At 62.8% G+C, this 14,092-nt stretch carries 14 protein-coding genes and 1 tRNA gene; 13 read left to right on the top strand and 2 right to left on the bottom strand.

From position 1 onward, the window contains the following. The first annotated feature begins 9 nt into the window (after positions 1-9). From lptA to EVC45_RS30735, 8 genes are all read left to right on the top strand, one after another. Positions 10-681, top strand: coding sequence for a lipopolysaccharide transport periplasmic protein LptA (gene lptA / locus EVC45_RS30770; RefSeq protein ID WP_129961939.1), 672 nt, complete (start codon positions 10-12; stop codon positions 679-681). A 17-nt stretch (positions 682-698) separates the two neighbouring features. Further along, the gene (gene lptB / locus EVC45_RS30765; protein WP_129961976.1) at positions 699-1,475 is read left to right on the top strand and encodes an LPS export ABC transporter ATP-binding protein; all 777 of its coding nucleotides are present in this window, start codon (positions 699-701) and stop codon (positions 1,473-1,475) included. A gap of 189 nt (positions 1,476-1,664) precedes the next feature. Further along, positions 1,665-3,182, top strand: coding sequence for an RNA polymerase factor sigma-54 (locus EVC45_RS30760; RefSeq protein ID WP_129961938.1), 1,518 nt, complete (start codon positions 1,665-1,667; stop codon positions 3,180-3,182). Positions 3,183-3,352: 170 nt separating this feature from the next. Further along, on the top strand, positions 3,353-3,709 hold the full coding sequence (hpf, locus tag EVC45_RS30755) for a ribosome hibernation-promoting factor, HPF/YfiA family (RefSeq protein WP_027199628.1): 357 nt from the start codon (positions 3,353-3,355) through the stop codon (positions 3,707-3,709). A gap of 335 nt (positions 3,710-4,044) precedes the next feature. Next, the gene (locus EVC45_RS30750; protein ID WP_083421008.1) at positions 4,045-4,560 is read left to right on the top strand and encodes a PTS sugar transporter subunit IIA; all 516 of its coding nucleotides are present in this window, start codon (positions 4,045-4,047) and stop codon (positions 4,558-4,560) included. A gap of 78 nt (positions 4,561-4,638) precedes the next feature. Further along, complete coding sequence (gene hprK / locus EVC45_RS30745) at positions 4,639-5,607, top strand: HPr(Ser) kinase/phosphatase (RefSeq protein ID WP_008921706.1); 969 nt, start codon at positions 4,639-4,641, stop codon at positions 5,605-5,607. A gap of 98 nt (positions 5,608-5,705) precedes the next feature. Next, on the top strand, positions 5,706-6,599 hold the full coding sequence (rapZ, locus tag EVC45_RS30740) for an RNase adapter RapZ (protein WP_129961937.1): 894 nt from the start codon (positions 5,706-5,708) through the stop codon (positions 6,597-6,599). A gap of 39 nt (positions 6,600-6,638) precedes the next feature. After that, positions 6,639-7,274, top strand: a complete 636-nt coding sequence (locus tag EVC45_RS30735) for an LON peptidase substrate-binding domain-containing protein (protein ID WP_129961936.1) — start codon at positions 6,639-6,641, stop codon at positions 7,272-7,274. A gap of 67 nt (positions 7,275-7,341) precedes the next feature. On the opposite strand, the gene mutY is transcribed toward EVC45_RS30735, so the two are convergent. Then, positions 7,342-8,475, bottom strand: coding sequence for an A/G-specific adenine glycosylase (gene mutY / locus EVC45_RS30730; RefSeq protein ID WP_211193500.1), 1,134 nt, complete (start codon positions 8,473-8,475; stop codon positions 7,342-7,344). A gap of 7 nt (positions 8,476-8,482) precedes the next feature. Next, complete coding sequence (gene mutM, locus EVC45_RS30725) at positions 8,483-9,313, bottom strand: bifunctional DNA-formamidopyrimidine glycosylase/DNA-(apurinic or apyrimidinic site) lyase (RefSeq protein WP_129961935.1); 831 nt, start codon at positions 9,311-9,313, stop codon at positions 8,483-8,485. 89 nt (positions 9,314-9,402) lie between these two features. Here mutM and EVC45_RS30720 point away from each other — a divergent pair, with 89 nt between their 5' ends. The 5 genes from EVC45_RS30720 to EVC45_RS30700 all read left to right on the top strand — a co-directional run bounded on the left by EVC45_RS30720 (position 9,403) and on the right by EVC45_RS30700 (position 13,996). Further along, positions 9,403-11,244, top strand: a complete 1,842-nt coding sequence (locus EVC45_RS30720) for a tetratricopeptide repeat protein (RefSeq protein ID WP_129961934.1) — start codon at positions 9,403-9,405, stop codon at positions 11,242-11,244. Further along, a complete protein-coding gene (gene lolB, locus EVC45_RS30715) occupies positions 11,244-11,876 on the top strand; it encodes a lipoprotein insertase outer membrane protein LolB (RefSeq protein WP_129961974.1) in 633 nt (210 codons plus the stop codon). Before EVC45_RS30720 ends, lolB begins: the two co-directional genes overlap by 1 nt. Before the next feature lie 90 nt (positions 11,877-11,966). Next, positions 11,967-12,848, top strand: coding sequence for a 4-(cytidine 5'-diphospho)-2-C-methyl-D-erythritol kinase (gene ispE, locus EVC45_RS30710; protein WP_129961933.1), 882 nt, complete (start codon positions 11,967-11,969; stop codon positions 12,846-12,848). 52 nt (positions 12,849-12,900) lie between these two features. Further along, a tRNA-Gln gene (locus tag EVC45_RS30705) sits at positions 12,901-12,977 on the top strand. A gap of 62 nt (positions 12,978-13,039) precedes the next feature. Further along, positions 13,040-13,996 carry a ribose-phosphate pyrophosphokinase gene (locus EVC45_RS30700; RefSeq protein WP_129961932.1) on the top strand — a complete coding sequence of 319 codons (957 nt, stop codon included), beginning with the start codon at positions 13,040-13,042 and terminating at the stop codon, positions 13,994-13,996. The last annotated feature ends 96 nt before the right edge of the window (positions 13,997-14,092 follow it).

The following is a 14,092-nucleotide window of genomic DNA, read 5'->3' as shown; positions in this document are numbered from 1 at the left end:
CGTGACTGCATGAACGAATCGCTCCCCCGTTTTGATACCGGCCGTTCGCGCGCGCTGTCAGCGTGCCGCGCGGCACTCGCCGCGCTCGTCGTCGCGCTGCCGCTCGTCGGCTTCGCGCCGCTCGCGCACGCGGACCGCGCCGACAAGGACAAGCCGCTGAACATCGAAGCGGACAACATGACTTACGACGACCTGCGGCAGGTCAGCATCTTTACCGGCCACGTGGTCGCGACCAAAGGGACGATCCTGATCAAGGCCGATCGTGTCGAAGTGTCGCAAGATCCGCAGGGTTACCAGTACGCGACCGGCACCTCGAGCGGCGGCAATCTGTCGTATTTCCGCCAGAAGCGCGAGGGGCTCGACGAATACATCGAGGGTACGGCCATCCGAATCGACTACGATGGCAAGCAGGATCTGACCACGCTGACCACCAACGCGACGGTGCGCCGTCTGCAGAGCATGACGACGCTGCTCGACCAAGTGCACGGCAGCGTGATCACCTACGACGGCCAGAACGACTTCTACACCGCGAAAGCGGGCAAGGACGTCGCCGGTCCGGGCAACCCGACCGGCCGCGTCCGCGCGATGCTGGCGCCGCGCAACGGCGGCGCCGCGCCGCTGACCGGCGCGTCGGCCACGCTCGCGCCGTCCAACTCGATTCAGGGAGCGCCGAACCAGTGAGCACCATAAGCAGCACCATCACGCCGCTCCCCCATCGCAAGCCGGCCGGCACCAGCAGTTCGCTGGTCGTGCGCAATCTGAAGAAGCGCTATGGCTCGCGCACGGTCGTCAAGGACGTGTCGCTCGACGTGAAGAGCGGCGAAGTGGTCGGCCTGCTCGGCCCGAACGGTGCCGGCAAAACCACGTCGTTCTACATGATCGTCGGCCTCGTGCCGCTCGACGCCGGCGAAATCGATCTGGACGGCAAGTCGATCAGCCTGCTGCCCATTCACAAGCGCGCGTCGCTCGGACTGTCGTATCTGCCGCAGGAAGCGTCGGTGTTCCGCAAGTTGAGCGTCGAGCAGAATATTCGCGCCGTGCTGGAATTGCAGGTCGACGAAAACGGCAAGCGCCTCAGCAAGGACGTGATCACGTCACGCACCGAAGCGCTGCTCGATGAACTTCAGATCGCGCATCTGCGTGAAAATCCGGCGCTGTCGCTGTCGGGCGGCGAGCGTCGGCGGGTTGAAATTGCGCGCGCGCTGGCAACCAACCCGAGCTTCATTCTGCTCGACGAACCGTTCGCCGGCGTCGATCCGATCGCGGTTCTGGAAATCCAGAAAATCGTCAAGTTCTTGAAGCAGCGCAATATCGGCGTCCTGATTACCGACCACAACGTGCGCGAAACGCTCGGCATCTGCGATCACGCGTACATCATCAGCGACGGCAGCGTGCTGGCCGCCGGCGCCCCCAGCGACATCATCGAAAACGAAAGCGTGCGGCGCGTCTATCTGGGCGAGCATTTCCGCATGTAAGCACACACGGCGTCCCCGGCCACGCGAACTCGCGCGGCCGGGGACGCCGTTTTTGCGGCACCCGCACATTAGCCGTCAGGCGGCGCAGGCTGGCGCCGCGCGGGGCGCCAATCGCGCGTACCCAAAAAATGCGAGTGCCGCAAGGTATCGCGGTCGTGGCAAACTCTCTACAATGAATCTCAACTTGCCATGAAAGCCAGCCTCCAACTCCGCCTATCGCAGCATCTTGCGCTGACGCCGCAACTGCAACAGTCCATCCGGCTGCTTCAGTTGTCGACGCTCGAATTGCAGCAGGAAGTCGCCATGGCGATCTCGCAGAATCCACTCCTCGAAAACGAAGACGAGTGGATCGCGAGCCCTTTGCGTGTGGCAGGCGACGGTTCCGTGATCGCCCAGACACCGGGCTCCTCGGCACCGGCCGACCCGATGGCCGGCAACGGTTCGTCATCGTCCGAGGGCAGCGGCGAGCGAGCCGAAAGCGGCGAGCCGCAGGGTGTCGACGAATACAACGGCCTCTCGGGCGACGGCGGCGGCGATACGTCGCAGTGGAACCTCGACGACTACGGCCGCTCCGGCAACGCGTCGGACGACGACGACCTGCCCCCACTGCAAATCCACGAATCGAGCACGTCGCTGCGCGACCACCTGATGGCGCAACTGCGCGTCACCCAGGCGAGCCAGCGCGACCGCGCGCTCATCACGTTCCTGATCGAATCGCTAGACGACGACGGCTATCTCGCCGCCACGCTCGACGAAGTGCTGGCCGACCTGCCTGAAGAACTCGAGGTCGATGTCGACGAACTGAACGCGGCGCTCGCGCTACTGCACAGCTTCGACCCGCCCGGCGTCGGCGCGCGTTCCGCGTCTGAATGTCTGAAGCTGCAACTGTTGCGACTCGAGCCATCGTCCACGCGCACGCTCGCGCTAGACATTGTCGGCCATTACCTGGAGCTGCTCGCCGCGCGCGATTTCACGCGGCTGCGCAAGCACCTGAAGGCCAGCGACGACGATCTGCGCGACGCACATGCGCTGATCCGCTCGCTCGAACCGTTTCCGGGCGCCGCCTACGGCAAGGCCGAAGCGGACTACGTGGTGCCGGACATCATGGTGCGCAAAACGGCACAGGGCTGGCAGGCGGAGCTGAATCCCGAGGTGGTGCCGAAGCTGCGAATTAACCATCTGTACGCGAATATTCTGCGCAATAACCGCGGCGATCCGGGCAGTGGTTCGTTGCGCCAGCAACTGCAGGAAGCACGCTGGCTGATCAAAAATATCCAGCAGCGTTTCGAGACGATCCTGCGAGTTGCGCAGGCAATTGTCGAGCGTCAAAAGAGCTTTTTTGTGCACGGCGAAATTGCCATGCGCCCCTTGGTTTTGCGGGAAATAGCTGATACGCTGGGCCTACACGAGTCGACTGTCTCGCGTGTGACAACCGGTAAATACATGCTGACCCCATTCGGGACGCTGGAATTCAAGTACTTTTTCGGCTCACACGTTTCGACGGACACCGGCGGCGCGGCCTCCTCCACGGCCATTCGCGCGCTGATCAAACAACTGATAGGAGCGGAAAACCCGAAATCGCCACTTTCAGACAGTCGCATAGCCGAACTGCTGGCGGAACAGGGCTTCGTGGTCGCACGACGTACCGTTGCGAAATACCGTGAGGCGCTCAAAATCCCGGCAGTCAACCTGCGCAAGTCTCTGTAGCCCGCCGCGTTTTGCAGCGGGCATTTACCGGCCGCTCCGCACCTGGCGGACAGGCCGGCCGCTGCGACCTGCCAGATGTCCGTCACCGGGGGGCGACATAGGCAAGCCGTCAGATCGACCGGACCTTTGCCATTGTGCGGACCAAGCGGCCATTAGCTTGGAGAAGCACTATGAATCTCAAGATCAGTGGACACCACCTCGAAGTAACGCCTGCGTTGCGCGAATACGTGATCACCAAACTGGACAGGGTGCTAAGACATTTCGATCAGGTCATCGACGGCAGTGTGGTCCTCTCGGTCGACAACCATAAGGAAAAGGACAAGCGTCAAAAGGTGGAAATCAACCTCCATCTAAAGGGTAAGGATATCTTCGTCGAGAGTTGTGACAGTGATTTGTACGCTGCGATCGATCTGATGATCGACAAGCTCGACAGGCAGGTGATACGCCACAAGGATCGTCTGCAAGGCCATCAGCACGAAGCGATCAAGTATCAGCCGGCACCGCAACTGGACGTGCCGCCGCAATAGGAGCAATTAGAGGGAATTCCTCATTTCCCCGGAGCTCGTCAAACCGCCCGCGATCGGGCGGTTTTTCGTTTCGGCGCACAGCTCACCGCCGCCGCGCCTCGTTCAGGCCACGTTTAGCCAATCCCGTAGACCTTTGCGCAGCGCGACATGTGCCGCGCCGCAACCGGTGAAAAACCTGATATGCATAGATGGCGCGCCGCACCATCGGCCGTCACCCTGATCTATAATGTTCCGGTTACCATCGGGGTCAAGCCAGCTCTGCTGAAGTGCGGCCGGTCGATATCTCACGGTTTCGCGATCGACTCTCACCGTCCGTCTTCGCCAGAATCGAACGAATGGAACGTCACTCAACCGCCCCGGTGGGGAGAACTCAGGCCACGTTTTCGCCTGTCAACATGAATCGTTTAGCCAAATTTCTTCCCCTCGAGAACGTCGTCATCGGACTATCGGTCACCAGCAAGAAACGCGTGTTCGAGCAAGCGGGCCTGATCTTCGAGAACCAGAACGGCATCGCCCGCAGTACCGTCACAGACAATCTTTTTGCGCGAGAACGACTCGGCTCGACCGGGCTCGGCGAAGGCGTCGCGATTCCGCATGGGCGGATCAAGGGCCTCAAGCAGCCGCTCGCCGCATTCGTCAGACTCGCGGAACCCATCCCCTTCGAAGCACCGGACGGCCAGCCGGTCTCGCTGCTGATCTTCCTGCTCGTCCCCGAACAGGCCACTCAACAGCACCTCGAAATTCTTTCCGAGATCGCGCAATTGCTGTCCGATCGCGACGCCCGCGAGCGGCTGCACACTGAAGAAGACCGCGAATCGTTGCATCGCCTGCTTACTCAGTGGCAACCTTGATGCAAAGGCGACGGTAGTTCATCCGCGCACACACGCAGGTAAGGCCCGACAAGCGGCTCACACTGGAGTCACTGACTCATGGATACGTCCAGCATCAACGCCCAGAGCATTTTCGACGATAACGCCGCCATGCTGAAGCTCAGCTGGCTCACGGGGCATGAAGGCTGGGAGCGCGGCTTTTCTTCGGAATCGGTCGCCAATGCCACGTCGAGCGCCGACCTCGTCGGCCACCTGAACCTGATCCACCCGAACCGGATCCAGGTGCTCGGCGACGCTGAAATCGACTACTACAAACGTCAGACCGACGAAGACCGCTCGCGCCACATGGCCGAGCTGATCGCGCTGGAGCCGCCGTTTCTGGTGGTTGCGGGCGGGGTCGCGGCGCCGCCGGAGCTGGTGCTGCGCTGCACGCGCTCGTCGACGCCGCTGTTCACGACGCCGACCTCGGCGGCCGCGGTGATCGACAGCCTGCGTCTTTACATGTCGCGCATTCTCGCGCCGCGCGCCACGCTGCACGGCGTGTTTCTCGACATCCTCGGTATGGGCGTGCTGCTGACCGGCGACTCGGGTCTCGGCAAGAGCGAACTCGGCCTCGAACTGATCAGCCGCGGCCATGGTCTCGTCGCCGACGACGCGGTCGACTTCGTGCGCCTCGGCCCGGACTTCGTCGAAGGACGCTGTCCGCCGCTGCTGCAGAATCTGCTCGAAGTGCGCGGCCTCGGTCTGCTCGACATCAAGACGATCTTCGGCGAAACGGCGGTGCGCCGCAAGATGAAGCTGAAGCTGATCGTGCAACTGGTGCGCCGCCCCGACGGCGAATTCCAGCGGCTGCCGCTCGAAAGCCAGACCGTCGACGTGCTCGGCCTGCCGATCAGCAAGGTGACGATCCAGGTCGCCGCGGGCCGCAACCTCGCGGTGCTGGTCGAAGCGGCCGTGCGCAATACGATCCTGCAGTTGCGCGGGATCGACACGCTGCGCGATTTCATGGATCGGCAACGTCTCGCCATGCAGGATCCCGATAGCCAGTTTCCCGGCAAGCTGATCTGAAGCGGACTGCAGCGCCGTGAAGCGCCCGTAGAAGGCAGGCCGAGGGCGCGCGCATGGAGGCCAGATGCTATGATGAAATCTACGCTCTCGACGACTCCATGCGCATAATTCTGATCACCGGTATCTCCGGCTCCGGCAAATCGGTTGCCCTGAACGCGCTCGAAGACGCGGGTTATTACTGCGTCGACAATCTGCCGCCGCGTTTTCTGCAGCAACTCGCCACCTACCTCGCCGCGGACGGCCAGGATCGTCTTGCGGTCGCGATCGACGCACGCTCCGGCTCGTCGCTCGACGAAATGCCCGCGATGATCCACGATCTCAAGCGCTCGCACGACGTGCGCGTGCTGTTCCTGAGCGCGAGCACGCAGTCGCTGATTCAACGCTTTTCCGAAACGCGTCGCCGCCATCCGCTGTCCGGCTCACCCGCGCACGACGCGGACGTCGGCCTGCTCACGTCGCTCGCCGAGGCGATCGAACGCGAGCGCGAACTGGTCGCGGGACTGGCCGAATTCGGCCATCAGATCGACACGAGCAATCTGCGTGCGAACGTTCTGCGCGCATGGGTCAAGCGCTTCATCGAGCAGGAGGACGCGGGGCTCGTGCTGATGTTCGAGTCGTTCGGCTTCAAGCGCGGCGTGCCGCTCGACGCGGATTTCGTATTCGACGTACGCACGCTGCCGAACCCATACTACGATCATGAATTGAGACCGCTCACCGGGCTCGACAAACCGGTGATGGATTTTCTCGATGCTCAGCCGGTCGTCCACGAGATGATCGACGACATCGAGAAGTATCTATCCAAGTGGCTGCCGCATTTCCGCGACGACAATCGCAGCTATCTGACCGTCGCAATCGGTTGCACGGGCGGCCAGCACCGCTCGGTATTCATCGCGGAGACGCTTGCCGCGCGTCTTGCAACATCGGCGAATGTGATTGTGCGGCACCGCGATGCGCCGGTCGACGTCGGCGAATCATCGAAGCTGGTGGCTTAACCGGCCGCATCGCGCGGCCTTAACCCGAAGCGTTGCGCCATGTCCTCTACGCCTACTGTGTACGCCGATTTGCCGCTGTTTCCGCTGCATACGGTGCTGTTCCCCGATGGCTTGCTGCCGCTCAAGATCTTCGAAGCGCGCTATCTCGACATGGCGCGCGACTGTCTGCGCGAAAAAAGGGCGTTCGGTGTGTGCATGCTGAAAAGCGGCGCCGAAGTCGCGCGCGAGGAAGAACCTTCGGTGCCCGAAACGATCGGCTGTCTCGCCGAAATCGACGAGTGCGACGTCGAAGCATTCGGCATGTTGCTGATTCGGGCACGCGGCACGAAGCGCTTTCGTCTGTTGTCGCACCGCGTCGAAGCGAGCGGTCTGCTGGTCGGCATGGCCGAGCCGCTCGCCGACGACCTGCCGCTCGAAGGTAATGAGCTATTGGCCAAATTCGGCGCATGCGCCGAAGTGCTCGAGCGGATCATCGCGACCATCCGCGAACGCGATCCCGACAGCCTGCCTTTCGCCGAGCCATTCCGGCTCGACGATCCGTCGTGGGTATCGAACCGTCTCGCCGAGGTGCTGCCGATCGCGCTGCGCGCGCGCCAAAAGCTGATGGAATTGACCGATGCCGGCGCGCGCATCGACGTCGTGCATCACTACATGCAGCAGCATCAGTTGCTGTGAAATCCTGAAGCCGTGAAGGGGCAGCGCCCGACGCAAGTCGCCCACGCAGCCCCAACGGCCCCTGCCGCTAGATCAACGAACCATGCAGGCTGGCGAGCAGCTTGCGCACCGGCGCCGGCACGCCGAACGAATCCAGATCGCTGAGCGCGACCCATGCGGTGTCCGTATCGTTGAGCGCGGCCAGGGCGCCGACACCGCGATCGAACTCGGCAAGCCGCGGCTCGATATCGAGCTTGAAATGCGTGAATACGTGCGAGAACGACGCGAGCGGCGACACTTCGCCGTCGCCGCCGAACGCCCGCGCCCGCTCGGCCAGCGATACTTCGTCGGTAGCTTCGGGCAGACTCCACAGGCCGCCCCAGATGCCCGACGGCGGACGCCGCTCGAGCATCACCGCATTGCCGTCGCGCAGCACCAGCATCCACGTGCGACGCGTCGGCACCGCTTTCTTCGGGCGCGCGGTCGGCAATTCGCGTTGACGTCCGGTGACGTTGGCAACGCAGTCCGGCGCGAACGGACAGCGCGTGCAATCGGGTTTGCCGCGCACGCACAAGGTCGCGCCGAGATCCATCAAGCCCTGCGTGTACGCGCTGACCTCCGCGCTCGACGCATTCGCTGGCAGCAATGATTCCGCGAGCGTCCACATCGCGTTCTCGACCTTCTTCTCGCCCGGAAAACCTTCGACGCCGAACACGCGCGCGAGCACGCGCTTGACGTTGCCATCGAGAATCGTCGCGCGCGCGCCGAACGCGAACGACGCAATCGCCGCGGCCGTCGAACGGCCGATGCCGGGCAGCTCGGCGAGCTCATCGACCGACGCCGGAAACGCGCCGCCGTGCTGCTCGACGACGACCTGCGAGCAGCGATGCAGATTGCGCGCGCGCGTGTAGTAGCCGAGGCCGGCCCACAGCGCCATCACGTCATCGGACGGCGCGGCGGCGAGCGCGGCGACATCCGGGAAACGCGCGAGAAATTTCGCGTAGTACGGAATCACCGTCGACACCTGGGTCTGCTGCAGCATGATTTCAGATAGCCAGATGCGATACGGATCACGCGTGTTCTGCCACGGCAGATCGTGACGGCCATGCTGGCGCTGCCACGCGATCAGGCGTGCGGCAAAATCCGGCAGCGGCTGAAACGGCAGCGTGGCGTCGGACGCGCTGGAGCGCGCGCCGGTGGTTGGAGTCAGACGGGAGGGCATCGAGAATCTAGCGCTGGCAAGTGGGACAGAAGTACGTGGAGCGCTGCCCCTGCACGATCTGTTTGATTGGTGTTCCACACACGCGGCAGGGCAGGCCCGCGCGATCATAGACGAAGTAGTCGAGCTGGAAATAGCCGCTTTCGCCATCGCTGCCGACGAAATCGCGCAGTGTGCTGCCGCCCTTGTCGATTGCGGCGGCAAGCGTCACGCGCACGGCATCGGCCAGCAGTTCATAGCGCACCAGCGACACGCGGCCCGCCGCGGTGGTCGGCCGGATGCCCGCGCGAAACAGACTTTCCGACGCGTAGATATTGCCTACGCCGACCACGATGTCCCCCGCCAGCAGCGCCTGCTTCACCGACACCTTGCGCCCGCGCGTCAACCGATGCATCAGCGCGCCCGAAAACGCCGGCGAAAAAGGCTCGACGCCAAGGCTCGCGAGCAGCGGATGCTCGAGGATGTCGCCTTCTTCACGTGGATGCCAGAGCACCGCGCCGAAGCGGCGCGGATCCCGATAGCGCAGGATGAAGTCGTCGAAGATCCAGTCGATATGATCGTGCTTCGCCGCGGCCGGCGGATGCGGCACATGACGCAAAACGCGCAACGTGCCCGTCATACCCAGGTGCACGATGAACCATCCCGCGTCGATTTCGAACAGCAGATACTTGCCGCGTCGCTCGACCTTGCGCACCACGTGGCCGCGCAAGGTTTTCGCAAGGTCGGCAGGAATTGGCCAGCGCAGTGCGGCCGTCCGCACATCCACGCGCTCAACCTTGCGGCCGGACACATACGGTTCGATCCCTCGTCGGGTAACCTCGACTTCTGGCAACTCTGGCATGGCTGATATTGGTCTGCTACTTGCGTGAGTGGTGGTGCGCGTATTGTAGCGAGCGCGTTACAATCGACTGAAACATTGAACGGATTTCCATGAACGTGTCCTTCGTGAAGCTGCTTTCAAGGCGCCGCGCGCGCGTGTCCAACGTGCCGCTCGCCGTGTCCGCACGCCGGATGCTCGGCGCAGCCGCGCTCGCATTGTGGGCGCTGGCGGCCGTGCCCGCGCATGCGCAGGACCCGTCGCCGGATTCGGACGACACGTCGGTTACGTTGCCGGACCCGCTGGGGCCGTCGACGCCTGAAGACGAAAGATCGCTGCCCGGCGTACCGCTGTCGAGCCAGATCGTCTTCCAGGTGCTGGCCGCCGAAATCGCGCTGCAGCGCGACGAGCCGGCACCGGCCTATCAGACCTACCTCGCGCTCGCGCGCGACACCCACGACCCGCGCATGGCGCAACGCGCCACCGAAATCGCGCTGGCCGCGCAGAGCCCGTCGGACGCGCTGGCCGCCGCGCAATTGTGGCTACAGTACGCACCGAGTTCGGAACGCGCCGCCCAGCTCGACGCGTCGCTGCTCGTGCTGTCCGGCAAGCCCGACGATGCGTCGCCGATCCTGTCGCAAGAACTCGCGAAGGTACCTGAAGAAAATCGTGGCAGCGCGATCCTCGCGCTGCAACTGCTGCTGTCGCGCGGCCCGAATCGCGTCGGTGGCCTGCACGTGTTGCAGGACCTGCTGAAGAACGACATGAACCGGCCGGAAGCGCAACTGGCCGTTGCACGCCAGCAATTGCTGGCCGACGACGCGCCGGGTGCGCACAAGTCGCTCGAGCAGGCGCTCGCGATCAAGCCCGACTATTTGCCGGCCGCGTTGATGCTGTCGCAGATGGGCCCGGAAGAGCGCAAGGAAGGCATCGCATCGCTCGAGAAGTACGTGCAGCAAAATCCGAAATCGCATGACGCGCGGCTCGCGCTCGCGCAGATGTATCTCGCGAGCGACCGTCTCGACGACGCGCAGAAGCAGTTCGAGATCATGCGCAAGGCGAACGCCAACGACCTGACGCCGTTGATGGCGCTCGCGCTGATCAAGATCCAGCAGAAGAATCTCCCCGAAGCGCAGACCTATCTGATTCAATACGCGCAGCAGGCCGAGAAGACCCCGGGCGCCGATGCGGGCCAGGCCTACATCTATCTCGCGCAGCTAGCGCTCGAACAGAAGAACGAAGCGGCCGCGAGCGACTGGCTGAACAAGATCTCGCCGGCGAGTCAACAATACCTGGCCGCGCAGATCACGCGTGCGCAACTGCTCGCGAAGCAGGGCAAGACCGAGGAAGCGCGCCAGTTGCTCGCCAACCTGCAGACCTCCGATCCGCGTGACGTGGCGCTGATCGCGCGCACCGACGCGGCGATCCTGTTCGACGCGAAGCGCTACCCGGAGGCCGAAGCTCGCCTGCAGCAAGCCACGGCGAACTTCCCCGACGACCCCGACCTCACCTACGACTACGCGATGGCCGCCGAGAAAACCGGCCATTACGACGTGATGGAAGCGCAGTTGCGCAAGCTGATCCAGACGCAGCCGGACAATCCGCAGGCGTATAACGCGCTCGGCTATTCGCTCGCAGATCGCAACCAGCGCCTGCCGGAGGCGGACAAGCTGGTCGAGAAGGCCTCGGCGCTTGCACCGAACGATGCGTTCATCATGGACAGCGTCGGCTGGGTCAAGTACCGGATGGGCGACACGGCCGATGCGATCAAGCTGCTGCGCAAGGCGTACAGCCTCCAGCCGAACGCCGAAATCGGCGCGCACCTCGGTGAAGTGCTGTGGAAAGCCGGCGAGCAGGAACAGGCGCGCGCCGCGTTTCGCGAGGCGCGCAAGCTCGAACCCGACAACGAAACTCTCGTCAAAACGTTGCAACGTCTTCAGGTAAACGATCTTTGATACGTCTTTCCCGTTTGATTTCTTTTTCCAGGGCGCCGCGCGGCATTGCGCTTGGTTTCGCGGCGGCAGCAGTTGTCACGCTGGCTGGCTGCGCGTCGGTGAAGCCGCAGGGGCCGTCCACGTCGAACGCCGCGACCGAGGTCACCGCGCAGACGAGCCGCTCGTATCAGGGCCGCTTCGCGATCCAGTACAACGATCAGAACGGCCAGCAGCGCAACGCCTACGGCAATTTCTCCTGGCAGGAAACCGGCGACACCGTCACGCTGCAATTGCGCAATCCGCTCGGCCAGACGCTGGCCATCGTGACCTCGTCGCCTGCTTCGGCCACGCTCGAGTTGCCGAACCGCGCACCGCTCACCGCCGATAACGTATCCACGCTGATGCAGAACGCGCTCGGCTTCGAGTTGCCGGTCGAAGGGTTGCGCTACTGGTTGCAGCCGTCGCCGGCGCCGACGTCGCGCGCAACGACCGAGAAGGATCCGGAGCAGCCGTCGCACCTGAAGCAGATCACCCAGGACGGCTGGACGATCGACTACGTCGCCTATGCCGATGCGCCAGCCACCGGTGTGAAGCGCCTCAATCTGAGCCGCTCGGAGCCGCCGCTCGACATCAAGCTCGTGCTGGATCAGTGAGTCGTCATTGCCGGGGCTTTTGCCCCGTGAGCCGCTCACGTAACCTTGCTACCCGTTTTTGCGCCATCGTGGCGCATGTAGCCTTCACTCATGATCGAAACAACCGATTCGCTGCGCGACTGTCTCGCGCCAGCGAAACTCAATCTCTTCCTGCACATCACCGGTCGTCGGCCGGATGGTTATCACACGTTGCAAACGGTCTTCCAGTTGCTGGACTGGGGCGACACGCTGCACTTCACGCGACGAGACGACGGGCTCATCACGCGCCGTACCGATATCGCCGACGTGCCACCCGAGCATGATCTGACCGTGCGTGCCGCGACGTTGCTGAAGGCGCATACCGGCTCCCGCGAAGGCGTCGATATTGAAATCGACAAACGCCTGCCGATGGGCGCGGGCCTCGGCGGCGGCAGTTCCGATGCGGCGACGACGCTGCTCGCGCTCAATCGGCTGTGGAAGCTCGATCTGCCGCGTCAGGAGTTGCAGGATCTTGCGTTGAAGCTCGGCGCCGATGTTCCTTTCTTTGTATTTGGAAAAAATGCTTTCGCAGAGGGTGTCGGAGAATCATTAGACGTTGTACAATTGCCGCCGCGTTACTTCCTGGTAGTGACGCCGAGGGTGCAGGTTCCAACTGCAGCGATTTTCTCCGAAAAAGCGTTGACAAGAGATACAAAGCCCCTCATAATTACGGACTTTCCTGCAGAACACAGCTGCAATACTGAATGGCCTGAAAGCTTCGGCCGGAATGACATGCAGCAGGTTGTCGTAGGAAAGTACGCGGAAGTGGCGCAAGTGCTGCGATGGTTTGAAGACATCGCGCCAGCGCGGATGTCCGGATCGGGTGCCAGTGTTTTTGCAGCGTTCCGTAGCAAAGCTGAAGCAGAGGCGGCGCAAGCCAAACTGCCCGGCGAATGGAGCAGCGCAGTAGCAGCGGGCCTGGATCAGCATCCACTCTTTGCTTTCGCGTCATAAGTTTTGCGTCGTCGAACGAAACTCCATGTTCGGCGGAGCTCAAAGTTAGTGTAGGGGAGTCGCCAAGCTGGTTAAGGCACCGGATTTTGATTCCGGCATGCAAAGGTTCGAATCCTTTCTCCCCTGCCAAAAATTCTCGTAGTTCGCTGTAGTTCGCATTTCTCCCGCCCCCAGCCTGAAGTAGGTGCACGATGAGCAGCCATGACGGCCTGATGGTTTTTACTGGCAACGCAAATCCCGCGCTTGCACAGGAAGTCGTCAAAAACCTCGGTATTCCCCTCGGCAAAGCAATGGTCAGCCGTTTTTCGGACGGCGAGATCCAGGTCGAGATTCAGGAAAACGTGCGCGGCAAGGATGTCTTCGTCCTGCAATCCACGTGTGCGCCGACCAACGACAATCTGATGGAACTGATGATCATGGTCGATGCGCTCAAGCGCGCATCCGCAGGCCGGATCACTGCAGCCATCCCCTACTTCGGTTATGCCCGTCAGGATCGTCGCCCGCGTTCGGCGCGCGTCGCCATCTCGGCGAAGGTCGTGGCGAACATGCTGGAAATCGCCGGCGTCGAGCGGATGATCACGATGGATCTGCACGCCGACCAGATTCAAGGCTTCTTCGACATCCCGGTCGACAACATCTACGCAACGCCGGTGCTGCTCGGTGATCTGCGCAAGCAGAACTACGACAACCTGCTGGTCGTTTCGCCGGACGTCGGCGGCGTGGTGCGCGCCCGTGCATTGGCGAAGCAACTCAATTGCGATCTCGCGATCATCGACAAGCGTCGTCCGAAGGCGAACGTCGCCGAGGTGATGAACATCATCGGTGAAGTCGAAGGCCGCACCTGCGTGATCATGGACGACATGGTCGACACGGCCGGCACACTGTGCAAGGCCGCGCAGGTTCTGAAGGAACGCGGCGCGAAGCAGGTGTTCGCTTACGCCACCCATCCGGTTCTGTCGGGCGGCGCGGGCGAGCGTATCGCCGCTTCCGCACTCGACGAACTCGTGGTCACGGATACGATCCCGCTCGGCGAAGAAGCCCGTTCGTGCGCGAAGATCCGTTCGCTGACGAGCGCTGGTCTACTGGCCGAAACGTTCTCGCGTATCCGCCGCGGCGATTCGGTGATGTCGCTGTTCGCTGAAAGTTAAGCATTTGCGAAGACGCCGCGTAACGCTTCATGCGACACGCGGCGTTTTTGCACAATCGGCATGAACGAACGAAGGTTCTTGCCGCTACCCTGGGCC

Origin of the sequence: Paraburkholderia sp. UYCP14C (assembly GCF_004197395.1) — a bacterium.
Classification (GTDB): Bacteria; Pseudomonadota; Gammaproteobacteria; order Burkholderiales; family Burkholderiaceae; genus Paraburkholderia.
Note: the sequence above shows the minus strand (reverse complement) of the source record. Positions and strands in the feature narration are given on the sequence as shown.